This is a genomic window from Chryseobacterium sp. ISL-6 (assembly GCF_018613715.1).
In the GTDB taxonomy this organism is placed as follows: Bacteria; Bacteroidota; Bacteroidia; order Flavobacteriales; family Weeksellaceae; genus Chryseobacterium; species Chryseobacterium paludis.
Map to the genome: position 1 here is coordinate 717,882 of NZ_JAGGPT010000001.1, position 24,945 is coordinate 742,826.

The 24,945-nt window shown below is 33.8% G+C and carries 26 protein-coding genes; 7 read left to right on the forward strand and 19 right to left on the reverse strand.

Annotated elements, in window-relative coordinates; all coding sequences use genetic code 11:
* Position 1 precedes the first annotated feature (1 nt).
* A complete protein-coding gene (locus J7E44_RS03365; protein WP_214825614.1) occupies positions 2 to 1,360 on the forward strand; it encodes a M28 family peptidase in 1,359 nt (452 codons plus the stop codon).
* Between the two features lie 2 nt (positions 1,361 to 1,362).
* Positions 1,363 to 2,721 (forward strand): M20/M25/M40 family metallo-hydrolase, encoded by a 1,359-nt coding sequence (locus tag J7E44_RS03370; RefSeq protein ID WP_214825616.1) that lies wholly within the window; start codon positions 1,363 to 1,365, stop codon positions 2,719 to 2,721.
* A gap of 190 nt (positions 2,722 to 2,911) precedes the next feature.
* Here J7E44_RS03370 and J7E44_RS03375 read toward each other — a convergent pair whose 3' ends face one another.
* From J7E44_RS03375 to J7E44_RS03395, 5 genes are all read right to left on the reverse strand, one after another.
* A complete protein-coding gene (locus J7E44_RS03375; RefSeq protein ID WP_214825618.1) occupies positions 2,912 to 3,241 on the reverse strand; it encodes a hypothetical protein in 330 nt (109 codons plus the stop codon).
* Positions 3,242 to 3,257: 16 nt separating this feature from the next.
* Positions 3,258 to 4,421: a retropepsin-like aspartic protease gene (locus tag J7E44_RS03380; RefSeq protein ID WP_214825620.1), complete on the reverse strand. Its 1,164-nt coding sequence runs from the start codon at positions 4,419 to 4,421 to the stop codon at positions 3,258 to 3,260.
* A gap of 170 nt (positions 4,422 to 4,591) precedes the next feature.
* The gene (locus J7E44_RS03385; protein WP_214826197.1) at positions 4,592 to 5,629 is read right to left on the reverse strand and encodes a peptidylprolyl isomerase; all 1,038 of its coding nucleotides are present in this window, start codon (positions 5,627 to 5,629) and stop codon (positions 4,592 to 4,594) included.
* 78 nt (positions 5,630 to 5,707) lie between these two features.
* Complete coding sequence (locus J7E44_RS03390) at positions 5,708 to 6,217, reverse strand: FKBP-type peptidyl-prolyl cis-trans isomerase (protein WP_214825622.1); 510 nt, start codon at positions 6,215 to 6,217, stop codon at positions 5,708 to 5,710.
* A gap of 90 nt (positions 6,218 to 6,307) precedes the next feature.
* Positions 6,308 to 7,381, reverse strand: coding sequence for a branched-chain amino acid aminotransferase (locus tag J7E44_RS03395; protein WP_214825625.1), 1,074 nt, complete (start codon positions 7,379 to 7,381; stop codon positions 6,308 to 6,310).
* An 84-nt stretch (positions 7,382 to 7,465) separates the two neighbouring features.
* Between J7E44_RS03395 and mnmC2 the strand changes: the two genes are divergently transcribed.
* Positions 7,466 to 8,140 carry a tRNA (5-methylaminomethyl-2-thiouridine)(34)-methyltransferase MnmC2 gene (gene mnmC2, locus J7E44_RS03400; protein ID WP_214825627.1) on the forward strand — a complete coding sequence of 225 codons (675 nt, stop codon included), beginning with the start codon at positions 7,466 to 7,468 and terminating at the stop codon, positions 8,138 to 8,140.
* Between the two features lie 187 nt (positions 8,141 to 8,327).
* On the forward strand, positions 8,328 to 8,744 hold the full coding sequence (locus J7E44_RS03405) for an NUDIX domain-containing protein (protein ID WP_214825628.1): 417 nt from the start codon (positions 8,328 to 8,330) through the stop codon (positions 8,742 to 8,744).
* Positions 8,745 to 8,762: 18 nt separating this feature from the next.
* Here J7E44_RS03405 and J7E44_RS03410 read toward each other — a convergent pair whose 3' ends face one another.
* Positions 8,763 to 9,470, reverse strand: a complete 708-nt coding sequence (locus J7E44_RS03410) for a DUF4294 domain-containing protein (protein ID WP_214825630.1) — start codon at positions 9,468 to 9,470, stop codon at positions 8,763 to 8,765.
* A 51-nt stretch (positions 9,471 to 9,521) separates the two neighbouring features.
* On the opposite strand from J7E44_RS03410, the gene chrP reads away from it, so the two are divergent.
* Complete coding sequence (gene chrP, locus J7E44_RS03415) at positions 9,522 to 10,598, forward strand: chryseobasin maturation metalloprotease ChrP (protein ID WP_214825632.1); 1,077 nt, start codon at positions 9,522 to 9,524, stop codon at positions 10,596 to 10,598.
* Positions 10,599 to 10,709: 111 nt separating this feature from the next.
* Complete coding sequence (gene rpe, locus J7E44_RS03420) at positions 10,710 to 11,360, forward strand: ribulose-phosphate 3-epimerase (protein WP_214825635.1); 651 nt, start codon at positions 10,710 to 10,712, stop codon at positions 11,358 to 11,360.
* A gap of 207 nt (positions 11,361 to 11,567) precedes the next feature.
* On the opposite strand, the gene chrI is transcribed toward rpe, so the two are convergent.
* The 4 genes from chrI to chrA are packed head-to-tail and all read right to left on the reverse strand — an operon-like array spanning position 11,568 to position 13,415.
* Complete coding sequence (gene chrI / locus J7E44_RS03425; RefSeq protein WP_214825637.1) at positions 11,568 to 12,056, reverse strand: chryseobasin maturation helper ChrI; 489 nt, start codon at positions 12,054 to 12,056, stop codon at positions 11,568 to 11,570.
* A 50-nt stretch (positions 12,057 to 12,106) separates the two neighbouring features.
* Complete coding sequence (locus tag J7E44_RS03430; RefSeq protein WP_251040484.1) at positions 12,107 to 12,859, reverse strand: multinuclear nonheme iron-dependent oxidase; 753 nt, start codon at positions 12,857 to 12,859, stop codon at positions 12,107 to 12,109.
* Complete coding sequence (locus J7E44_RS23880) at positions 12,768 to 13,205, reverse strand: hypothetical protein (protein ID WP_251040462.1); 438 nt, start codon at positions 13,203 to 13,205, stop codon at positions 12,768 to 12,770. Before J7E44_RS23880 ends, J7E44_RS03430 begins: the two co-directional genes overlap by 92 nt.
* Before the next feature lie 3 nt (positions 13,206 to 13,208).
* Positions 13,209 to 13,415: an MNIO class RiPP chryseobasin precursor ChrA gene (gene chrA / locus J7E44_RS03435; protein ID WP_214825641.1), complete on the reverse strand. Its 207-nt coding sequence runs from the start codon at positions 13,413 to 13,415 to the stop codon at positions 13,209 to 13,211.
* 198 nt (positions 13,416 to 13,613) lie between these two features.
* Here chrA and J7E44_RS03440 point away from each other — a divergent pair, with 198 nt between their 5' ends.
* Positions 13,614 to 15,452: an alpha-L-fucosidase gene (locus J7E44_RS03440; RefSeq protein WP_214825644.1), complete on the forward strand. Its 1,839-nt coding sequence runs from the start codon at positions 13,614 to 13,616 to the stop codon at positions 15,450 to 15,452.
* Positions 15,453 to 15,550: 98 nt separating this feature from the next.
* Here the strand turns inward: J7E44_RS03440 and J7E44_RS03445 are convergent, their stop codons facing one another.
* From J7E44_RS03445 to J7E44_RS03485, 9 genes are all read right to left on the reverse strand, one after another.
* Complete coding sequence (locus tag J7E44_RS03445) at positions 15,551 to 15,967, reverse strand: nucleoside-diphosphate kinase (protein ID WP_076355787.1); 417 nt, start codon at positions 15,965 to 15,967, stop codon at positions 15,551 to 15,553.
* A gap of 400 nt (positions 15,968 to 16,367) precedes the next feature.
* Positions 16,368 to 17,558, reverse strand: coding sequence for a multidrug effflux MFS transporter (locus tag J7E44_RS03450; RefSeq protein WP_214825646.1), 1,191 nt, complete (start codon positions 17,556 to 17,558; stop codon positions 16,368 to 16,370).
* Between the two features lie 121 nt (positions 17,559 to 17,679).
* Positions 17,680 to 18,501, reverse strand: a complete 822-nt coding sequence (locus J7E44_RS03455; protein WP_214825647.1) for a helix-turn-helix domain-containing protein — start codon at positions 18,499 to 18,501, stop codon at positions 17,680 to 17,682.
* Positions 18,502 to 18,509: 8 nt separating this feature from the next.
* A complete protein-coding gene (rsgA, locus tag J7E44_RS03460; protein WP_214825648.1) occupies positions 18,510 to 19,436 on the reverse strand; it encodes a ribosome small subunit-dependent GTPase A in 927 nt (308 codons plus the stop codon).
* A gap of 122 nt (positions 19,437 to 19,558) precedes the next feature.
* The gene (locus J7E44_RS03465) at positions 19,559 to 20,638 is read right to left on the reverse strand and encodes a chorismate mutase (RefSeq protein WP_214825649.1); all 1,080 of its coding nucleotides are present in this window, start codon (positions 20,636 to 20,638) and stop codon (positions 19,559 to 19,561) included.
* A 403-nt stretch (positions 20,639 to 21,041) separates the two neighbouring features.
* Positions 21,042 to 21,515, reverse strand: coding sequence for a DUF8439 domain-containing protein (locus tag J7E44_RS03470; RefSeq protein WP_214825650.1), 474 nt, complete (start codon positions 21,513 to 21,515; stop codon positions 21,042 to 21,044).
* A gap of 146 nt (positions 21,516 to 21,661) precedes the next feature.
* A complete protein-coding gene (gene dnaX / locus J7E44_RS03475) occupies positions 21,662 to 22,747 on the reverse strand; it encodes a DNA polymerase III subunit gamma/tau (protein ID WP_214825651.1) in 1,086 nt (361 codons plus the stop codon).
* Positions 22,748 to 22,835: 88 nt separating this feature from the next.
* On the reverse strand, positions 22,836 to 23,474 hold the full coding sequence (locus J7E44_RS03480) for a TetR/AcrR family transcriptional regulator (RefSeq protein WP_214825653.1): 639 nt from the start codon (positions 23,472 to 23,474) through the stop codon (positions 22,836 to 22,838).
* Positions 23,475 to 23,480: 6 nt separating this feature from the next.
* Positions 23,481 to 24,737 (reverse strand): aminotransferase class I/II-fold pyridoxal phosphate-dependent enzyme, encoded by a 1,257-nt coding sequence (locus J7E44_RS03485; RefSeq protein WP_214825654.1) that lies wholly within the window; start codon positions 24,735 to 24,737, stop codon positions 23,481 to 23,483.
* Between the last annotated feature and the right edge of the window lie 208 nt (positions 24,738 to 24,945).

Sequence of the window (24,945 nt, forward strand, 5' to 3'; positions counted from 1 at the left end):
TATGAAAAAATTGGTATACAGCTCGCTAATTCTTCTGGGTATCACCATATCTGGACAGTCCAAAGAAGATTCAATACAGTTTAATAAGATTTCTACAGAAATTTTAAATAATGGAAAAGGTTACGAAGAACTCAGAGATCTGACCAAAAACATTGGGAAGCGTTTAAGTGGTTCTGAAGCCTATGAAAAATCAGTACAATGGGCAGCTAAACAGCTTCGTGAAGCAGGAGCTGATAAAGTCTGGCTTCAGGAAGTAATGATCCCGGTCTGGGAAAGAGGAAAAGAATCTTTACAGATCAAAACCAACAATGGGCAATCAAAAACCCTGAAGATGCTTTCTCTTGGAAATTCTGAAGGAACAGGAGGAAAAGATGTCAGTGGAGAAATTATTATGGTAAAATCACTGGAAGAATATGACCGTCTTCCTGCTGAGCAAGTAAAAGGTAAAATTGTCTTCTTTAACCATCCTTTTGATCAGAGTTATGCACAAACTTTCATTGCATATAGGGAAGGGGGAGCTTACAGACGTACCGCAGCTTCTCTAACCGCCAAAAAAGGCGGTAAATATGCCATCATTCGTTCATTATCATCTGCGTTTGATGATGTTCCACATACCGGTGTAATGAAGTATGAAGACAATATAGCTAAAGTTCCTGCAGTCTGTATTGGAAATACTACAGCTGATGATCTCGAAAAACTTTTAAAAACCCAAAAAGTAATTGCAACACTTAATTCCAATTGTGGAATGAGGGGTGAAAAACTCTCCCACTCTGTAATCGGAGAAATTACTGGTAAAAAAGATAAAAGTGTTATTGTTGTGGGTGGACACCTCGACTCCTGGGATGTTGGTGAGGGTGCCCATGATGACGGATCTGGAATTGTTCAAAGTATTGAGGTCTTAAGAACATTTAAAAAATTAGGAATTCAAAATAATCATACCATAAGAGCAGTTTGTTTTGCAAATGAAGAGAATGGGACTAAAGGGGGAAAACAGTACGGAAAAACAGCAAAAGACACTAATGAAAAGCATCTTTTTGCTATAGAATCTGATGCAGGAGGTTTTTCTCCAAGGGGAATTTCTCTGGAAATGAATCAACAAAACAGAAAACAGATCCAAAGTTGGGTTAATCTGTTTTTGCCATATGGAGTTTATAATTTCGATGGAAAATATTCAGGATCGGATATTGCTCCACTTCATGAAATGGGAGTTCCTACCGCTGAATTAGTTCCTGATCCACAACGTTATTTCGATATCCATCACACAGCAGAAGATACTTTTGAAAAAGTAAATAGAAGAGAATTACTTTTAGGATCTACAGTAATGACACAACTTATTTATATGATCGATAAAAATTGGTAAATATGAAAAAAATAACAAGCACTTTATTACTACTTCTCAGTATGGCTTCATTTGGCCAGGCTAAAGAAGATTCTATACAATTCAATACAATCTCGAAGGAGATTCTTAATAATGGAAAAGGATATATTGAATTAAAAGATTTAACTAAAAATATAGGACATCGTTTAAGCGGTTCACCCGCTTATGAAAAAGCTGTACAATGGGCAGCTAAAGAGCTGCGTGATGCTGGAGCTGATAAAGTATGGCTTCAGGAAGTGATGGTCCCTGTCTGGGAAAGAGGAAAAGAATCATTAAAAATCACAGCAAACAGCGGAAGATGGAAGACCCTGAAAATGCTTTCTCTGGGGAATTCTGAAGGTACTGGCGGAAAAGATATGTCCGGGGAGGTCATTATGGTTAAATCCATGGAAGAATATGACCGTCTTCCACCAGAAAAAGTAAAAGATAAAATTGTATTTTTTAACTACCCCTTCAGCCAGTCTTTTATAGAGACGTTCAGGGGTTATGGGGATGCAGCTAAGTATAGAGTAACCGCAGCAGCTTTAACGGCTAAAAAAGGGGGTAAATTCGCTATCATCCGATCTCTTTCGTCAGCATTTGATGATGTTCCTCATACAGGGGCAATGCGATATGAAGATAATGTAGATAAAATACCAGCTGTTGCGATAGGAAATACAACAGCAGATGAACTGGAACAACTTTTAAAAACCCAAAAAGTCCTGGCCACTTTGAATTCTAACTGTGGCATGAAAGGCGAAAAGCTCTCCCACTCTGTGATCGGAGAGATTACAGGTAAGAAAGATAAAAGTGTTATCGTTGTAGGCGGACACCTGGACTCCTGGGATGTAGGTGAAGGAGCTCATGACGACGGAGCCGGAATTGTTCAAAGTATAGAAGTGTTAAGAACTTTTAAAAAACTGGGTATCCAAAATAACCACACGATCAGAGTGGTCTGTTTTGCTAATGAAGAAAACGGAGTAAAAGGCGGTATACAATATGGAAAGACTGCTAAAGAAAAGAATGAAAAACACCTGTTTGCTATAGAATCCGATGCCGGAGGTTTTTCTCCCAGAGGAATTTCTCTGGAAATGGATGATTCAAAAAGAAAACAGATCCAAAGCTGGGCTAACTTATTTATTCCTTATGGGGTCTACAATTTTGAAGGAAAATATTCTGGAACGGATATTTATCCCCTTCATGATCTGGGTGTTCCTACTGCCGAACTGGTTCCGGATTCTCAAAGATATTTTGATATCCATCATACAAATGAAGATACTTTTGAAAAGGTTAATCGAAGAGAGCTTCTTTTAGGAGCAGTTGCGATGACACAACTTATTTATATGATTGATAAGAATTGGTAAAATATAATAAAACCGCCTGATAGGCGGTTTTTATTTTTTAAATTGCTTTATTATTTTTCGGTATTTCCATCGATGTATCAATAGATTGAGATTATGCCTTATATTCATGGATTCCCAATTTACATCAAACTTTATGTCTTGATCTCCAATATATATTGGACGTGAAATCTTTGTATGAAACATGGGAGGATTATCCTTTATTAGATTTCCTAAAGTATTGGATTTCAATGATGGTCAAATTTCTCTTTACTTTGAATGCATAAAGCGTAATGTCATACAGATCATTACATTTTTTATATAATTCTTTTACGGCCAATTGTAAGTCTTGTGGAGCTTTTTTATTGTTAATTGTCTTTCTGATTTTACGATAGTCTTTGTGGTCAGGAGAATCAAACTCATTATAATCTGATACAATGTACAAGCAATTTTGAGATATTTTATTCCAACAGAACTTTTCTACTAATTTAAGTAGATCAGCTAAAGATTTTTTCAAATCATTTTCAAATGCTTGCTTAGACATGAAAAGTCTTTTTCAATTAATTCAGATATTCTTTTTTATCAAGTCTTAAATCCATTACTTTGCCCGCTCTTTTTATTCTGATTCCGATTGTTTTATAATCCCTTTCTACCCTATTGATCATATAATGACAAGCAGATTCCTGATTCAAATGATCCAAATCCACATCATTAATACTTAGAATAGAATCTCCTATTTCTAAAGGAGAACCCCTTTCTTTAAATACAAATGCTACCACTGGTTTCGCATCAATAAAACGGTATCCAAACCCAAAAGATTCTAATGTAGGTGGATTATTTTTAATCTTCTTCATATAGATCTTTTTATTCTGCCAATCCATAATAAACGTAAAATCTTTAAAGAAATCATTTCCAATCAGTCTTGAATTTCCTGTCATGATCATTTCGTTTCCAAATGCCTTATTTCCAAATCCCAGCTCAGAAATTTTAAAAATAAAACCTGAAACCGGTTTTCCAGCACCAAAAGCTCCTACAGAACTTATTCCAAATGTTTCAACAGTTTGTTTTACTTTTTTAGGGTCATAATCGCTATCTGATATTTTAATTCTCCCTGTAAATCCAGTATCAAAAGTAAGTTTAATTTTTTTATCTAAAATTTTAGTTTCTATAACAGGAGTTTTCTGAGTTTGCGGATCAAATGGAACAACTGTTTCATAATCATCAAACTTAAAATTCAACAGATCTTTTGTTGCTTCTAAAGAATTTTCTGAGTAATTCACTCTCCAGAATAGTTTTGCCATCTGATTGGCGCCAAGAATACCATCAATTTTAAAACATCCCAACTCGGAAGCACTCAGATCCATTACTATTGCGCCAATATTTTTAAAAATAACATGATCAACAGTCATCTCCGGCAATTTGGTAAAGATCTGTTCCTGTTTATTTTTCTGGGAATCTTTTACTTTACTTGTATGTTCTTTCTGAAGATTAAGCTCAGTATAGATCGCATTAGAAATAACCGTAGGAGCACCGGAATCAAACAGAAAATTATATAATTTACCGTCGATACTCACTTTTACAAGAGGCAGATCATTAGTGAAATTTAAGTTGATCTTCTCAATAGGATTGGTTAATTCGACTTCTCCGGTTTCGAAGAAGCGTTTTCCCTGAGCTGGAGATATAATTAATAAAAATAGAAATAATAGGGATGAAATCTTCTTCATGAATTTATTTTGGGCTAAAATAGGGATTTTGTGATTGATTAAGAAATAAAATGCAGTCTTCCTAAATGAGTAAATGATATTGTATCCTCTTTAAAATCATGCTTAACATAGCTTTAAATTACAAAAAAAAGCCGGCTTAAAAGCCGGCTCTCTGTATAATAAAATTTGGATTATTTCACTTTTACAAGTTCAACATCGAAGATCAACCAAGCGTTTGGTGGAATTACTCCTCCTGCTCCTCTTTCTCCGTAACCCATTGAAGATGGAATCAATAAAGTAGCTGTTTCACCTTCTTTTAACAATAGGATACCTTCGTCCCATCCTTTGATCACTCTCCCCATTCCGATAGGAATATCGATAGGTTCATTTCTTTTGAAAGAAGAATCGAATTCGGTTCCGTCTACTAATTTACCAGCATAGTGTACCGATACATTATCTCCAGATTTTGGAGCTTTTCCGTCAGTAGTTTTTGTGATTTTATAGTATAAACCAGATTCGGTTTTCTGCATTCCAGCTTTTAAGTTTTCTACTAACTTCTCCTGGTTTGCTTTAAATTCTTCTTCTTTTTTCTTTTTCTCAGCTTCTTCTTTTGCTAAATAAGCTTTGTTATTTTCCTGGATTTTAGCTTTCCCTTCATTAAAAGTTTTTGCTGCATCATAGTTCTTATACTCATCTCCTTTGCTGAAAATGCTTACTTTTTCTAAAACAACATCTGTTTTAGGCTTATCCTGAGCACCTTTCTCAACATTAGCGATTGCATCAATCACATCATCTCCTTTTACTACTTTTCCGAAAATAGTGTGTCTTCCGTCTAACCAAGGAGTAGCTACTTCAGTAATGAAAAACTGAGAACCATTGGTATTTGGTCCAGAGTTAGCCATTGATAAAGTTCCCTTCCCAGTGTGTTGAAGGTCATTTTTTTCGTCCTCGAATTTATATCCAGGATCTCCCATTCCTGTTCCCTGAGGATCTCCCCCCTGGATCATGAAATCTTTGATCACTCTATGGAAAATAGTTCCGTCATAAAAAGGAACTCCCTTTGCTTTAGATTTGTTATCAATTTTCCCTTCTGCAAGACCAACAAAGTTAGCTACAGTAACAGGCGATTTTTTGTCTTCAAACTTTACAATAAGATTTCCTTTAGATGTTTGAAGATTAGCATAAAGTCCGTCTTTAAGACCTTCGTAAGTTTCTTTGTCTACGTTCATTTTTTTATAAATTGGTGTACAACTCATCAGCGAAATACTTGCCGCTGCCAGAATTATATTCTTGTTAAACAATTTCATTTATAGAGCTTTTAATTTTATGATTAATGGGATATCGTTATTTATTTTTTTCTCGTCTCCATAGGTGCCATAAGCAAGAGAAGATGGAACCAAAATCGTAACTTCCTCACCATCACGTATAAAACGCAAAGCATTTTCTACCGCTTTTAATTCATCAAAGTGCCCGAATTTGGCATCTCTCCTTTCAAAAGGCTCATCATAGATCTTCGTCTGATCGAAATCATAAAGATCATAAGAATAAGAAATCAGGGAATTATCCGGTCTTCTTTCTCTTGTATCAAAACCTTCAGTATCTACCCAGTAATTAAGCTGTGTTGGATAAAATTTCACAGACTGTCCATTGATCCATTCCTGAATATGCATTCTTTCCGAAGCATTAAGATTTTTCATCCTTGCTTTAGAAACATCAAGATCTTTTTGGCTCAAAACCCCACCTAGAGGTGGATGTGTCTGTGTATTTCTGTTACAGCTCAACAGCCCCAATACTGATATGAAGAGTATTTTTTTCATAAACTTTTGCGAAAATAAGCATTTCACAGGATATAAAAAACAAAAAAAGCCAAGAATGTCTTGGCTTTTATATAAATTCTTAAGTTGGAATTAAACCGTTTCCAATACATTTTTCTCAACCAGTACTCTCCATCCGAAAGAATCATCAGAATGATTAGTCTGTAGATCAACTAAATCATTTTTAAGAATTGCAGCAAAACTTTCCTCATCAGATAATTTAGGTAAGTCTAATTTCTCTCCCTGATATCCTAATGCCTGGAAAATAGTGGTTACAACCGCTGTTCCTACACCCCAAACTTCTTTTAATGTCCCGTTCTTCTGAGCTTCTACAACAGTTTTTACTGCAATTGGCTCAACTTTAACTTCAATTCCTCTTTTCTTAGCCAATTGGATGAAACTGTCTCTTGTTACTCCGTCTAAGATTTTTTCTGAAGTTGGTGGTGTATAAACCGTATCATTAATTCTAACGAAAACGTTCATTGTTCCACTTTCTTCAAAATATTCGTGAGTAGAATCATCTGTCCAGATAATTTGATCATATCCTTCCGCCATTGCTAATTGAGTAGGATAAAAAGATGCAGCATAGTTTCCTGCAGCTTTAGCTGAACCAACACCTCCGTTAGCAGCTCTTGAATAATGATCAGAGATTTTTACAGAAACAGGTTCTGTATAATAACTTTTCGCTGGCGTTGCAACAATTGCAAACATATATTTTTCAGATACTCTCGCTTTTAAAGCTTCTTCTGTAGCAAAAATCAAAGGTCTGATATATAAAGACATTCCTTCTCCCTGAGGAATCCAGTTTCTGTCGATATCTACTAACGCTTTCAAACCATCTAAAAACATTTCTTCCGTTACCTCAGGCATAGCAAGACGCGCAGCCGACTTATTGATACGTTCAAAATTCTTTTCAGGCCTGAAAAGGAAAACTTGACCATCTTCGTCTTTATAAGCTTTCATTCCCTCGAAACAAGCCTGCCCGTAATTTACACCCATCATTGCAGGCGTAAATGCCAAAGGACCATAAGGCACCAATTTTACGTCCCCCCACTTTCCATTCTCATACTCACATATCACCATATGATCTATGAAAGTATTCCCAAAAGAAAAATTATTTGGGTCGAATGAAGAAAGTCTGGAATTCTCAGTTTTTTGAATTATCATTTCTAAAATTTTTTATGATGTTCTACAAATTTAACATAATTTTCTAAATATAAAAATTTTACACTAAATTTGACAAAAAAAAGGGTGAAAAGAGAAATAAAGACCACTAATGACGGAAGTAAAACACTATTTATCAATGAATTAAATGAAAACTACCATTCTCACCATGGAGCCTTACAAGAAGCGGAACATGTGTTTATCAAAAATGGACTAAATTTAATAAATGATTACGAAATTAATATTTTAGAACTCGGTTTTGGAACAGGTTTGAATGTTTTGGTTACAATTAATGAATATTTAAAAACTGACAAAAATCATGTTATTAATTATTTTTCACTAGAAAAATATCCCATAAATGAATCAGAAATCAAAAATTTAGCCTATTTTGAACTTTTTGATAACATAGAATTCAAAGAAATTTATCATAAAATTCATCAAGCAGAATGGGAAAAACCAGTTGAAATCATTAACAATTTTAATCTAAAAAAGATTAAATGTGATTTTTTTGAACTAAAAGATCTCGATTTACCTAAAATAAACCTAGTTTATTACGATTGCTTCGGTGCGCGTGTACAACCAGATCTTTGGGAAAAACCCCTGTTTGAGATGGTTTCCGACAAAATGAATATTAACGGATTATTAACAACCTACTCTTCTAAAGGGAGTGTAAGAAGAATTCTTCAGGAACTGAATTTCAAAGTAGAAAAGAAACAGGGTCCACCGGGTAAGAGAGAAATGCTTAATGCAGTTAAATTATAGTTGATCTAAGAGATTAGAGATTAGAGATTAGAGATTAGAAAAATAAACTTTGATATACTATATTATATATGATGTATTTGGTTAAAATTTTTAAAATTAAATTGTTTTATTATTCACCACCAACTTTTAACTTCTAACTTCTAATTTCTAACAAATTTCCTTATTTTAGCTATACAAAATAGTATATATGATAGACAACATCAACGTTAGAGTTTATGCCTGTGCTGTGAAGGATAAAAAAGTTCTAACCTTATTTGAAGAATATGCCGGAGATCAGTTAATAAAATTTCCTGGTGGTGGTTTAGAATATGGGGAAGGTTTATTAGAATGTCTTCATCGTGAATTTGATGAAGAGCTTAATGTAAAAATTGATGTTGTAGAACATTTTTATACGCAGGAGAATTTTTTAGTTTCGCGTTTCCGCGAAAATGAACAGCTTCTTACCATATATTATATAGTCAATATAATTAATGAAGAAGATTTCCTTATTCTTGATCCTTGTATTGAAAAAACGGAATGGATAGCAATCGACAGACCAGACAATCCTTTTCCTTTACCTATAGATCAGATTGTATTTGATAAACTAAAAGAAAAATACCTGTAATTGCTTACAGGTATTTTTTTATTTTTTCTTTACTTTAAAATCACCAGCTCCCGGATATGGCTGAAGATAACCAGAGTTCCAATTTGACTGCAATAGTGATTCTAAAAATTCATCCGTTCTGTTTCTATGAGGATCATACTGATCTTTAAGATCTATACTTGCCATTTTTCCCTTTACATTCCACCAGAAAGCACTCCATCCACCTCTTAATTCTTTAATGATCTCAAATACATTCTTTCCGGTCGCTCTGTTCATGAGCTTTGCAAAAACCTGACCTTCTGTCGTAGTAAGATCACGTAACTGCTTTTCGTATTGATCGGCTAACATATTCTGCCGGTCTCTCACATATTTCCTTTTTGCTTTACTATCCAGATTAGTCATCTCTTTCTGAATATCTCTGTACTGTTGTAAAGCAGCTACAAATAAAGGATATACCCTGTAAAGTTTTTTATTAAGAAAATAGTAATAATTTCTATCCAGTTGGTTATTGAATTTTGGCTTGTTGAGTAATATCAACTCATCCATCACAACTACTGTTTCTCCATTTATTTCATAGAACTTGGCTTTCTGTCTTTCATCATAATAATATTTATTTCCAAATTCATCTACTTTTAGCTCCTCCGGAGGGTACTGACTCAGGGGTTTAGCAATAATAGAATCTGTTTGTCCAAAAACACCAATCCCAAAAAAGAAAAGAAAAAGACAAATAATCTTGCTAAAATTCATTATTTTTACGCGTATTAGAGTAAAAATTGAACGCAAAAATCATTCCTTTTTATGAAATTTGAAAAGAAATCTTTAAAATTTTTAGAAAAATACTTAAATACATCCTCACCGACCGGTTACGAGCATAAAGGACAAGAAATCTGGATGGATTATATTCGGCCATATGTAGATAAAATTGAAGTCGATCATTATGGAACCTGCTATGGAATTATTAATCCTGAAGCAGAATTCAAAGTGGTTATCGAAGCACATGCGGATGAAATCTCCTGGTACGTTAATTATATTACGGATGACGGATTAATTTATGTGATCCGAAATGGAGGTTCAGATCAAACGATCGCTCCATCAAAGGTTGTTCACATTCATGGAGAAAATGGCATCGTAAAAGGAGTTTTCGGATGGCCAGCCATTCACACCCGAAGCGCTAATCAAAACGAACCAACACCAAAAATCGAAAATATCTTCATCGACTGCGGAGCCACTACCAAAAAAGAAGTTGAAGAAATGGGTATTTACGTAGGTTGTATGATCACTTATCCAGACGAATTCTTTGAAATGAATAACCGTTATTTTGTCTGCAGAGCTTTAGACAACAGGATTGGTGGATTTATGATCGCAGAGGTAGCAAGACTTTTAAAGGAAAATAAAAAAACGATTCCTTTTGGTCTATACATTACAAACTCCGTTCAGGAAGAAGTAGGTTTATATGGAGCAGACATGATTGCTGATACGATAAAACCAAATATCGCTATTGTAACTGATGTTACCCATGACACTACAACACCTATGATCGAGAAGAAAAAAGAAGGTGACCAAAAATGTGGTGACGGGCCTGTAATTTTCTTTGCCCCTAGTGTTCATCACACGATCAGAGAATTAATCATTGATACGGCAAAAACTAAAAAGATCCCTTATCAAAGAGCGGCTGCCAGCAGAGCAACAGGAACGGATACAGATGCTTTCGCACATTCTAATGGCGGTGTTCCAAGCGCTTTGATTTCTCTACCTTTGCGCTACATGCATACAACGGTAGAAATGGTTTCAAAAGAAGATGTCGGAAACGTTATCTCATTAATCTACGAAACGATTTTGAAGATAAAACCGGAAATGAAACTGAAATATCATTAATAAAGATACTCGATAACAGATGTCAGATATCAGACTTTTGGGAAAAGAACCAAGTCTGACATCGGGTATCTTACGTCTGACACCTTTAGTAAATCTAATATAAAAGTAAAAATGAAAACTAAGCTAATTGCTCCTTCCCTATTATCCGCAGACTTTGGGAATCTGCAAAGAGACATTGAAATGTTGAACAATTCTCAGGCCGACTGGTTCCATATCGATGTCATGGATGGGAGATTTGTTCCAAACATTTCATTTGGTTTTCCTGTGATGAAGACTGTTCAGCAACATGCTAAAAAATTTGTTGATGTTCATTTGATGATCGTTGAACCTGAAAAGTATGTTGAAGAATTTATTGATCACGGAGCTGATTTAATTTCTATCCACTATGAGGCTTGTACGCATTTACACCGAACGATCCACCTTATTCAAAGCAGAGGAGCTAAAGCAGGAGTTGTGCTTAATCCTTCTACTCCGGTTTTAATGCTGGAAGATATTATTGCGGATGTCGATTTAGTGTTATTAATGAGTGTAAATCCAGGATTTGGAGGACAAAAATTTATTGAAAATACCTATAAGAAGATTGCTGAAACTAAAGATTTAATTTTAAGCAATAACTCTACTGCGTTAATTGAAGTGGATGGAGGTGTTAACTTGGATAATGCGTCGAAATTATTTGAAGCCGGAGCTGATGTTTTAGTAGCCGGAAACGCTGTTTTCTCATCTGAAAGTCCTGAAAGAACAATAGAGCTTTTAAAAATTTAAATATAGAAATTACTATATCATATCAAAAGGCAGCTGTTAGGCTGCCTTTCTTCTTTGAAAATCTGAGCTTACGATGGTTATTAGTTTCAGTCTTTTAGACTTTAATGCTTAAATTTTCTTTGTTCTATGCTGAAGTAAAGATCTCAATAAATACAAAACGGTGCATCCGTATAAATACTGAATTTGCAATAAGTATTTATACTGAATCTATGATTCTGCTTTAGTCCAGACACAGGCACATATAACCAAGAGTATACTCAAGGTTGAGCATATAGCACGTATGGTATTTAGAAAATTCCATCTGTTTTCAAAAACGTCACGCATCTTCTTTAATCCTTCTGCTGTAGAATCTACTATATTAAACTGATCCAACTGATCATTTAGAGGAACATTTCCCACTATCGTAACTCCAAAAACCCCAATGAGATAGATTATTGTTGCCAATAACAATAACATGAATACAGGGTTTTGTGCCCTATATAAAAAAGTAGAAATGGGAAGCATCGCTGCTGTCCCCATAAAACTCAGGAAGAATACAGGATTTAGAATTTCCCTGTTAATAGACTGCATTGCTTTCAGATATTCTGCATCTGATAATTTCCCCAGGCCTAATACCACCGAGCAGGAATATGCATAAAAAAGGCCACCTATAAGAGCCGTTAATACAGCAGTTAAAATTAATAGAATTGTTGTCATTTTCATAGTTTTTATTTTATGGTTCTAATGTCGATATATGAGTAACGCCTTTAATAAGGATTCCATTTTTTTATAATACTCTTAGCAGTATTGATCATCTCTATATCCCAATCATCTGTTTTAAAATAGTGAAATGTTTGACTTTTAATCAATTCCGGTTTATCATCAAACAGCAGCTTTGTTAAGCGTGTCTGATCTTCATATAATTGTAGATCCTCGAGCGGTGAAACTAAATTAACATTTTTTTTCTCCCAGATCGCCGGATAATTATTTTCATGATATTCAATGCTATCGATAATCTCTCTGACTCTTCTAAAATCATCAAAAAATGCTTCTTTTTCATCTTTTGTTTTTATGGTACCCCCCAGTCTTTCAATAATAATATATTGCAGGTTTTCACACTTTGGAAGTACAAAAGGAAGAATATTTAATATTTCTTCAGGAATAGCATCATCATGGGTATCTCTGCGAATTAGTTTATTTTTAGTGTAAATACTTTGATTCCAGCTTCCTCCGGAGAGATGTATTTCCTTAACTTTTTCTAAAGGATAAGCACTAATAATTTCCTCGAGCTGAACGTCAAAATTATAGGCTTGGCAATAGATATTATGAAGATCCAGAATTAAAAACCCATCAATATCCGTAATCAGCTGATCAAGAAACTGTCCTTGTTGTTTTACATCTTCTATAGAAAAAGAGAAAGCTAAGTTTTCAATTCCTATTGGAACATTTACAACATCTTGCAGCCTTAAAAGTCTGTCCTTTCCTATTTGTAATGTTTTGGAGTTCAAGGAAACCGGCAAAGGAATACCTTGATGAAAGTTTTCTGTATTCATAAAAACCAAAATGCTCAGTTATATGATTATAATGGCGCTTTTCAGTTTCAGTTTTTAGATTATTAAGCCACTCTTCCTGTCTTTCTGTCCATTTCGCATCAAAAAGGGAATAATAGACACCATGACCGATCAGACGGTTATTTTGAGAATAAAAATCCAGTAAACCTTTTAGCCATTCAGGTTCTTCTACATCATAAAAAGTATCAAAAGACCATTCTAAAATTTCTATTTGGTTGTTTTCAAATAAAGGCAAAATAGCTGAAACAAAATCTGCCTCAGCCATCATTGATAATCCTAATAGCGGTTTTTTCATAAGTTAACCCATACCACATGCTACGCAAGGATAGTTCTTTCCTCTTAAAATAGTATCTTTTTTAGCAATAGGTCTTGTATTACTTTTAGGAACCTCTGCTTTTCTTACTTTCTTTATTGGCTTTTTAGTTTTCTTTACAGTAGGTGTAGTAGTCTGTGCAGATAAACTTACCGTTACTAAACCTGCCATCAATAATGCTGGTATTTTCATAATCTATATTTTAATGAATGGTTACAAGAATTATTCCATTGCATTATATCAAAAATACTATAATAAAAACAAAATTATCCCATCTATTTTATGATAAGATTATAGTTGAAACTTTTTTATTGAGAAAAACATATTAGCACTTTATCAATAGGGGTTTTGTAAGACACTTTTCCTATTTTTGAGATTAAAATAAAAAACATGAAATGCAGATTTACCGGATTGTTCCTCTTAGGATTGTCATTAGCTGCCCATATGAATGCCCAATCCCTATCAACTGAAAATAAGAAAATGGAATGGTTTCAGGATGCTAAACTTGGAATTTTTATCCATTGGGGAATTTATTCTGTAGATGGAATTTCGGAATCATGGTCCTTTTTTAATAATTATATTAACCATGAAAACTACATGAAGCAGCTTAATGGGTTTTCTGCATCGAAATTTGATCCTGAATATTGGGCAAAGCTAATTAAGGAATCCGGAGCTAAATATTCTGTGATAACTACAAAACATCATGATGGCGTTTCACTCTGGGATTCTAAAGCTGAAAAATCCATTACCATTCCTGAAAATTCTTTAGCAAAAAAGGATGTCTTAACACCTTTTGTCAATGAACTTAAAAAATCAGGAATAAAAACGGGACTCTACTATTCTCTTCCGGATTGGAGTCATCCCTATTATGATATCAATACAAGAATTAAAAAAAGGTATGAAATTAAAAATGATCCTAAACGCTGGCAAAGTTTTATTCAGTATTACCAAAGTCAATTAGATGAACTTTCAAATCAGTATAAGCCGGATTTATTATGGTTTGATGGGGATTGGGAACATACTTCGGAAGAATGGCAAGCTTCACAGACGTTGGAAAATCTAAAAAAGTTCAATCCGAATATTATCATTAATTCAAGATTAAACAATCATGGAGATTATGAAACTCCTGAACAGGGTATTCCCGTAATTGCTCCACAAAATAAATATTGGGAATTATGTTATACTATGAATGATTCATGGGGATATCAGCCTTTTGATACTCATTATAAAACCCCGAATATGCTGATAAGAACTTTGGCAGATGTAATAAGTATGGGTGGAAACCTTCTACTTGATATAGGTCCGAAAGCTGATGGAAGTGTTTCTGAAGAACAGGTTAAAATTCTAAAGAATATGGGACGATGGATTTCAAAATACCCTGAAGCCATTTATGCTACCCGACGCGGATTACCTTTTGAAAATTATAAAGGAAAATCAGCACTTTCTGCTGATGGAAAATCCCTCTTTTTGTATCTGGAGGAAGCCAAAGATCTCATGAAAATCTATGGTATAAAAACTAAACCTATTTCTGCAAAAATCATCGGAGATAATAAAGCAAAAATAAACTTTGATCTTAGTAAAAACAATACTTTAACCCTTAATCTTTCAAATACGCAATTTGATGAGGATGTAACAGTAGTTCAATTAACATTTAATGATCCACTTAAAATATTAAAAGATTTCCCACTAGAAAAAAAATCACTCTCAGATGTAATAAACAATAAAAATACAAAAGAGACAATTTATAACATTGCCAACCAAATAAATGATGGAAACAATGTATTAGATCATTCTGGACTTACTAATGATGGTATGGATATGACCATTCCAAAAACTAATACAAACCCTGAAGTTTTATCATGGATCAGTAAACATGCTGAAGCTCTTTTCGATACCGGCAAAGGATTACCAGGTGGCCACTATTCAGGAATGAGCACCCTTTCGAAGGATAAACAAACCCTTTATCTTTTTGTAGAAGGAATTCCCAGCGGACCTATTGCCCTGAAGGGAATTAAAAATGGGATCTCAAGAATCAGAATTGTTGGTGAAGGTTCTATGATCAGCCATCATATTTTTAATAAATTATATTGGAGTGACAGACCGGGAATTATTTATATTGATGCTCCAAAAGAAAGATTGGATAGGAATATGACTATTATTGCCGTATTACTTGATAAACCTATTGAGTTATACAGGGAAAAAGTAGGTGCTATCGAAAGTAACCTGTAACAACATTGCTGGCTGAGGCTATCCACACCCTACCTTTTTGTAAAACAGAAATCCGGAGAATAATCCCCGGATTTTATATTTTGAAAAAATCTTTTATCTTAAAAAATCTCTCTTCCAGAAAAATGGAATTGTGCTTCAATAAGAGCATTTTCATTAGAATCTGAACCGTGAACCGCGTTCTCTCCAATGCTTCTTGCGAACATTTTTCTAATAGTACCTTCTGCAGCCTCAGCTGGGTTAGTAGCACCAATTAGAGTTCTGAAATCTTCAACAGCATTGTCTTTTTCTAAAACAGCTGCTACGATTGGACCTGAACTCATAAACTCTACTAATTCCCCATAGAATGGTCTTTCAGCATGTACTTCGTAGAATTTTTTTGCATCAGCAACAGTAAGTTGAGTTAATTTTAAAGCTTTGATTTTAAAACCTCCTTCTGCAATTTTACCTAATATAGCACCGATATGTCCATCTGCTACTGCGTCAGGCTTAATCATAGTGAATGTAATGTTAGACATAAATGTATATTTTTTTTAATGGCGCAAAATTACAAAAAAATATTCTTACTTCTATTTTAATTTTTTTTTAACATAAAAATAACTTTTATTAAGAAATGCGAAATAAATCTTGGCACAGTAATTGTTTATTTTATTGCGATTCTCATGTTTAATTTGAGTTTTCATGGTTATTAGTTTTTACCCAGCTTCGGCTGGGTTTTTTATTATGAATACTCATAAAATTTCCTACTAACCTTTGCGAAAAAATCCCCAAAATCTTCGCCTAAAATCCAAAAAAGGTAAAAATCAACAATTTATTGTTCAAAAAATGCTCTCAAATATGATAGCATAAATGGCATAATTTCATTCAGAATTACTCAATTTTGTCATAAATTATTCATTTTGAATTAATATTTATGTATTATGCCAAAACTTTTTTCCGGGAAAAAGTATAATAAGCAAAATATACTGCAATTGCTGCAAGTAAAATACGCGCAATAATCATTGGCATGACCGATTTAGATTCTAAAAGACCAACTAATGCTGACATTAAGAAAGTAACCATCAACTGCATAAACCCCATTAATGCCGCAGCTGTTCCACGTCCTTCTTTAAAAGGAGACAATGCATGTGCCGTAGTAATAGGAAACAGAAGACCTATTGCTATAAGGGAGGAAAATAAGACTGCTACTTCCAAACCTACATTCAACTGCACTATTGATACCATCAAATGTAGGCAACTCATAGAAAGAAGCAAAATTGCTGCAGATAATAAAATTTTCGTATCCCTTATCCTTTGCGCTAATTTCGGTGTTATATATGCAGCAAATATCAACGCCATCGAATTAAAAGCAAATATAAAGCTGAATACTTCACTGGAGAACCCATGAATTTCCATAAATAGTAACGGAGCATTGGAAATATAAATAATCAATGAAGCAAAAGCGATACTTCCAATGATGGTATTGCTTATAAAATCTCCATTTGAAATGATAATTTTTAAGTGATGTTTTAATTTAGTTTCGGACGATGTAGTTTCAGGCGATGTTATCCTTGAATTGGTTTCCGGCACATACTTAGCGACCAGTAATAAGGTTAAAGCTCCTAAAATACTTAAGAAACTGAATGCACTGTTCCACCCCCAGAATCTAAGAAATACACTTCCCAAAAGCGGCGCTACAATGGGTGCGATCCCACTTATCTGTGATTGTTTAGAAAAAATAGTTACTGCCTTTTCTTTGTCATATAAATCGATCACAATTGCTCTGCCAATAACGATACCCGCACTTCCTCCAAAGGCCTGAAGAAAACGCATCATCCACAATACATAAATATTTTCAGTGAAAATAATAGCAACTGCTCCCACAATGAAAAGAATTAAACCACAATAAAGCATTGGCTTTCTTCCTTTTTTATCGGATAATGGTCCCCACAACAGCTGTCCAATAGCAAAACCTGCAAAAAAAATGGAAATAGAAATTTGTATGTGGCCAATATCTGTCTGAAAGATTTTTGCCATACTTGGAAAAGCAGGTAAATATAAATCGATACTCAAGGACTCAAGGGTGTTCAAAAGAGCTAAAATAAATACAATAATACTCAGGTTTTTCATAAAGAATTTTTAAATCATTATTCGCCAACATTATGACTTCTACGATGTGCAAAATTCTTATAAAAAAAAGGAAGACCCAATAAAACAACTGAGGGGATACCAGCACAAACTGAAGATTTCCTTAGAATTGATCTTTTATACTTTTAAAATGTTCCGGATTATATCCTGTTTGCTTTTTAAAAAACCTTGAAAAATAAGAAGCTTCATTAAATCCTAATTTAAAAGCAACTTCTTTTATCGTTAAAGCTCCAAAGCTTAGTTCTCTTTTAGCTTCCAGTAAAATCCGTTGGGCAATCATCTTTTTCACTGTAGTTGCCCTTGAAATACGAACAATATCATTAAGATGATGAGTGCTTACATTAAGTTTTTCTGCGTAAAACTTGGTTTCCCTTTCTGTGATATAATATTCTTCAATCAGAACAATCAGGTTTTGAATGCGCAGTTTATCATTCACTAAAGATTCCTGCGAGGTAAGATCTTCAGTAATAATGATGCAAAAAGCTTTAAGATAAGCTTTGATCAAATTCATACGGGAACTTCCATGATATTCCTGCTCAAGGAGTTTTATCAGACCATGACAGGTCTTTTGACTTGCTGTATCTAAAAAGAAAGGCTGCGTGCCACTGGTTAAAATAACCTCTATCTCACAAATTTCCTGAAAAATTTCTCTACTGATGGCAAAAACATAGCCTTTCTCACCACGAAGCTTCATATTAAATACCTGCCCCGGAGCTATAATGCATATCTGATTGTTTTTGATCGTGTAGTGCTCAAAATCCAACTCCAGCTGGCTGTCTTCTTTAACCTTATTGAACCAGAGGATTTCAAAAAAGTTATGCCGGTGAATATCATCAAAATTTTCGGGATGTCCCCCTTCCAGGGTTGTCAGCTGAAATTCCTGATATGTTAGATTATGGATAGGAATATGTTTTTCCTGGCTCATGAAGAAGATTATTTTTGAGAAGCTTCTTCTGCTTCATCCATCAGTTTTATATATGTAGAATATCTTGAATACTGAATCTCTCCAGTTTCAATCGCATCAAGAACGGCACATTTTGGTTCATTAACATGCATGCAATTGTGAAATTTACATTCTTTTCTTTTTCTAAAAATTTCAGGAAAATAATGCTGTACTTCTTCTTTCTGGATATCAATCATCGCAAACTCTCTCACGCCTGGTGTATCTATTACATTCCCGCCAAAAGCCCAAAAATGCATTTGAGCAAAGGTGGTAGTATGTTTTCCTTTAAGATGAGAATCTGATATTTCAGAAGTTTTTAAATTCAGTCCTGGTTGTAAAGCATTCACTAAGGTAGATTTCCCACATCCTGAATGCCCAAAAAACACCGATGTTTTATCTTTTAAAATCTCCTCTAAATCTTCTAAATTAAGCCTTGAATAAGAAGAAATTTCTAATGAATCATATCCAATTTCCTGATAAGTAAATTCGATATCTTTTACGATCTCTATTTCCTCTTCATTTAAGACATCTATTTTATTGAATAAAATTAATGGTGTTATATTATAAGCTTCACAACATGCCAGAAATCTATCTAAAAAACCCAGGGATGTTTCAGGATGCTTAAGTGTAAAGATAAAGCATGCCATATCAATATTGGATGCAATAATATGAGCTTCTTTTGAAAGGTTAACAGATTTTCTGATCAGGTAATTTTTACGTGGTTCTATTTTAGTAATCCATGCGATATCATCCTGTTCAAGTTGAAATTCCACATAATCTCCTACAGCAAGTGGATTGGTAAGACGTGTTTTTATCAGTTTGAATTTTCCGCGAATTCTGGCCTCGAAAATTCTACCGGTTTCCATTTCCAAAACCTGATACCAACTTCCTGTAGATTTAATTATTTTTCCTTTCATATTTTATTGACTGCAAATATAAGGAATTAGGGCTTAGGATTCAGGTTTAGAAATATAACATATAATACTATTATTTTCCATCCCTAGTTCCTAAGCCCTAAAAATATTAATCATGTTTCTAATTATCTGTCGATCATAATATTATTCTGTACTTCAATAGATTCTTCGTGAATCGCTTTGAAAACTTTCTCAATAAATTCCTGAGACATTCCTGTTTCTTTAGCTTTCTGAGTAGCATATTCAGTAATTACTTTCCAACGTTCAGGCTGGAAAATAGCGATATCATTTTCTTTTTTAAGTTTACCAATCTTTTCAGAAACTTTCATTCTTTGAGAAAGCAGTTCGATTAATTGAAAATCGAGATCAGAAATTAATGTTCTGTGTCTACCCATTTCTCCATCAAATCCTGCTAATCCAGAGTTTCTTATTTTCAAATTACCTATTAATTCCGCTAAAACTTCCGGAGTAATTTGCTGTGAAGCATCGCTCCACGCTTCGTCAGGATTACAGTGACTCTCGATAATAGCTCCCTGGTAACCAACATTCATAGCTTCCTGGGTAACATCTGCTAATCCTGTTCTGTTTCCACAGATATGAGAAGGGTCAATTAACATTGGAATATTTGGAAACTGACTTTTAAAATCTAAAGCAATCTGCCAGTTAGGATTATTTCTGTATTTAGTTTTTTGGTATGTTGAGAAACCTCTATGAATAGCACCAAGATTTTGAATTCCTTGTCCTAATAGTCTTTCTAAGGCTCCTATCCACAAAGCTAAATCTGGATTTACCGGGTTTTTAACCAATACTGTCTTCTCAGTTCCTCTCAAGGCCATTGCAATTTCCTGAACTGTGAATGGATTTACAGTAGAACGTGCTCCGATCCAAAGAATATCTACATCTGCTTCTAATGCTGCAAAAACGTGATGTGCATTAGCAACTTCTGTAGCGGTTTTAAAGCCATATTCTTCTTTTACTTTTTTCAACCAGTTTAATCCGATCACTCCTACTCCTTCAAAACCATTGGGTTTGGTGCGGGGTTTCCAGATACCAGCGCGGAAAATAGGAACCTGAGCATTTGTTTCTCTAATTCTTTTTGCCGTCTCCAACATTTGAGCTTCACTTTCAGCACTACAAGGTCCAGCAATCATTAATGGTTGTGAAAACTCATTAATCCAATCGTTTTTTAAATCTTTTAAAGTCATATTGTTAATTTATTTTTTATTTTTAATATTATACACAAATAGTTCTTCCCTTATAAAATTTACTTTATAATTCTTTTCAAAAAATGCCGTTTAAAAATTTTTAATGGGATCAGGAATTAAAATGAGAAGACCTTTTATTCCTATTTTTTGGAAAGAAATTTAATTAGTAATACCAATAAAATCGGTAATAACTTCTAAAATTTCTATAATAAGTAGCCGAAAAGCTAAAATAGCCGCTAAAATAATCAGCGGATATAAAACCAAAAAGGTTTAAAGTAGACAGATATGGGATAAATAATTTTTCCACTTTATACTGTGAATCGTCTATTTCTAGCTTTACAATTAATAATTTGTTTTTGTCAAAAACTTATTTTAAACAAAAATATTTGACAAAGATATAAAATTATGACAAATCAAACTTCATTAAATCATCAAGATCTTTTAGTAAAGGATTTTTCTCTATAAACTTTTCAAATATCTTTTTCTTCGTAACAACCTCTATCTTAAGATTTTGAATGTCTTTTTTATAATCAATTTCAATAGAATAATTAAGTACTTTTCTTTTAAAATGATTGAAAAATTCGCCACTTATTTTATCAAATTCAACTTTTGCGGAGTCCGAGGGGTATAAAACCTGAACATTACTCTCGTCAATTTTAACCAGTTTAAATGATTTAACAGCATTATAAACAACGGCTTGTTTGAATTGGATTTGTTTCAAGAACAAATTCCATTCCATTAGCAGATCTGTTTCCGTAAAATGATGTTGTGGCAGATTATCTGTTTTAGTAACAACCGTTTCTTCTTTCTCTTCTTTTTCCTCTTTATTAATAAAGGAATTAATACTGAATCCAGATGAAAAACCTTGCTTTGACAAGGGTTTGGATGTTTTTTTAACAACAATTTCCTGAGAAATATCACCTGAACCAGAAGGTTGTTCAGTTTTTTCTTCTTTAATTGGCTGTGGCTTCTCTTTCTGAGGAATTTTTATTTCCTGTTTTTCACTAAGAAATGGAGCTAATATTATAAACTTTTTTTTTTAGCAACGTCTCCTTGAGCCGTCAGAGAAGACAATTGCATTAATGCAATTTCTACAGTAAGTCTGGGATTTTTAGAATTTTTATAATTAATATCCGCATGGTTGCAGATCTCAATAGCATCAATCAATTGTTGTGCATTCCATTTCTGGCTTTGCTCAACAAATTTAATCTTTGTTTTTTCACCTACTTCAATTAAGTCGATTGTTGAAGTATTCTGAGCCATCATAAGATCTCTGCAGTGATTTCCTAATCCTGCAATGAAAATATGAGGGTCAAAGCCTTTCTTTACAATTTCATTAAATGCAAAAAGGACTTCTGGAATTTTATTTTCTTTAGCAAGATCTAAAATATTCAGATATTGGTCATAGTCCAGAATATTAAGTACTTCTGCTGCTTTAGCAAGTGTAATGTTCTTTTGAGAAAATGTAGAAAGTCTATCAAAAATAGAAAGGGCATCTCTTAACGCACCATCTGCCTTTTGTGCAATAAGATATAAAGCATCGTCTTCATATTGAATATTCTCTTTTTGGGCAATAGTCCTCAAATGCCCTTGAATATCTTCTATAACGATCCTTTTAAAATCATAAATCTGACAACGGGATAAAATCGTAGGAATGATCTTATGCTTTTCCGTGGTTGCCAGAATAAAAATTGCATGTGCAGGAGGTTCTTCAAGTGTTTTAAGAAAAGCATTGAAGGCTGCAGAAGACAGCATATGTACCTCATCAATAATATATACCTTATACTGGCCAACCTGAGGTGCAAAACGAACCTGATCGATCAGTTCACGAATATCATCAACTGAGTTATTAGAGGCAGCATCAAGCTCATAAATGTTATAAGCAAAACCATCTTCTGAAACGGAACCATCTTTTTCGTTGATCTTTCTGGCCAGGATTCTGGCACATGTAGTCTTACCAACACCACGAGGCCCGCAAAATAGCAAAGCCTGCGCTAATTGGTTCTCTTCAATTGCATGTTCTAAAGTATCTGTAATGTGGGACTGCCCAACAACAGTGTCAAACTCTTGTGGGCGATATTTTCTTGCAGATACTATGAAATTTTCCATTGGTCAAAAATAAGAAATATACTTCTAATCTGAAAGCCAAAAGTTTTCAAATTATCCACAAATTTATTTTTAATCAAACCGGTAAATCTTATTGATCATCTTTTTTCTGGTAAGCAAAATCTATAATATCAACAATAGCTTTCTCAATTTCAGATCTTCCTTCATCGGTCTTCATATTAAGTCCACAAAATTCAGTTGCATTATATGCAGGATATAGATTTAGATAATAAGCTCCTGAAACAATCAAAGCCATAATTGCTCTAAATCTCTTTGCATTTTTTCCAAAATAAGGATCTGTAACATTTTCAAATAAATTAGCTCCTACATCTTCTCTTTCCTGTACTAGTTTTCGAAGGATCGGTTTACTTTCTGAAAGCTCCCAAAGGATGATTTTCTGAAGTTCTTTATTTTTCTTTAAGCTCTCAAACTGAGTAAGAATCCCTTGTGTTAAAGCCTCTTTACCAATAGTAGTAGCTTTTTCTTCTTCTATATTGGGGCTAAACTTGCTCCAATAATCCTGAGACTTTATATATTCATCAATAAGTTTATCAGTACTACCAAAATACTCATAGATCAGTTTTTTATCAAACCCGGCTACAGCTGCAATTTTACTTACTTTCAGGCCTGAATAACCTTTTACTCTCAAAATTTTACCAACTGCTGCAAGCAGTTTTTGTTTTGTTTTCTCTTTGTCCCTAATGGGACCTTGCACCACTTTTCTAGGCATAATTATTTATTTTTTCGCAATATGCAATTTTTTATTAATATCATCAAATACATTGAGTGTTTTATCTAGATGTTCTTTTTCATGTCTTGCCGTTACACTCATTCGGATACGTGCATCTTTCCTCGGCACAGCGGGATACATAATAGGATTCGTATAAACTCCTTTTTCAATTAATATTCTACCGATATCCCACATTTTACTTTGATCTCCTATTTTCACAGGAATAATAGCTGAGCAGGTAATTCCGGTATCCAATCCCAAATCATCGAGTCCTTTTTTAAAATAATTGATATTATTCCAAAGTTTTTCTCTCCAAATCGGTTCTTCATCTATCAAATCAATAGCTTTAACTATTCCTGCTGAAGAAGGCGGTGCTGTTGCGGAAAAAATTTGCTGTCGGGATTGAAATTTAAGAAATGATGCTATTTTTTTATTAGCGATCACAAATCCTCCAAGGTTACCGAAAGTTTTACTAAATGTACCAGTTATAAAATCTACTTTATCCAGCAAACCTGCCTGCTCAAGGGTACCTCTTCCTGTTTCTCCTAAAATTCCAACACCATGTACATCATCTACCATGATATAGGCGTTATACTTTTTTACAAGATCATATATCTCATTGATGCGAGAAGTATCACCATCTTGTGAATAGACACCATCCACAACAACAAGCTTCGTACGGTACATATTTTCAGATATCTTCAAAATGTGTTCCAAAGCTTCTAAATTATTGTGTGGAAATGTTTTTTTATTTGTAAAAGCACATCCTTCATGAACGCTGGCATGTACAGCCATATCTAAAATTGCAATATCTTCTTTCTGCATTAAAATCTGTAAAGTTGCACTATTCGCCGTATACCCGGTCGTAAATAATACTGCTTCATCTTCATTTCTCCCAAAAAAACTTGAAATTCTTTTTTCTAAAGCATAGTGGTAATCGAAGTATCCACCAATAAGCGGTGTGGCTCCTGTGCCTGTTCCATATTTTTCAATCCCTTCAATAGCAGCCTGCTTTATTTTCGGGTGTTGTGTAAACCCTAAATAGTCACTGGAAACAAAGCTTACATACTCCTTATTTTGGTTGGCAATATTTATATTTAATGTTGCATTGGTTCCCGACGTATTTTTCAATCTGTAATTCATGTGTCCTCTGGACTTCATATGATCTAGAAATTCATAAAAATACTCTGCTCTTTGATTAATATCGTAATCTGGAATGTTCTCAAAATCCTTAAAAGTTGCTGTTGCAAAATTAATATTCATCCTTTAAATTATTAGTTGTTTAGTAAACAAATATATAAATATTTCACATCGATTACTTTTAATTTTCATCGAAAATATATTATGTATATAACATTTTAACCTTATTCATTGAAAATCAAATAATTTAACAACATAACCTATTTATATTAATTTATATTAACAGCTATTGAGGTCTATCCAGGGGCATTTAAACAGGTATAATAAAAAA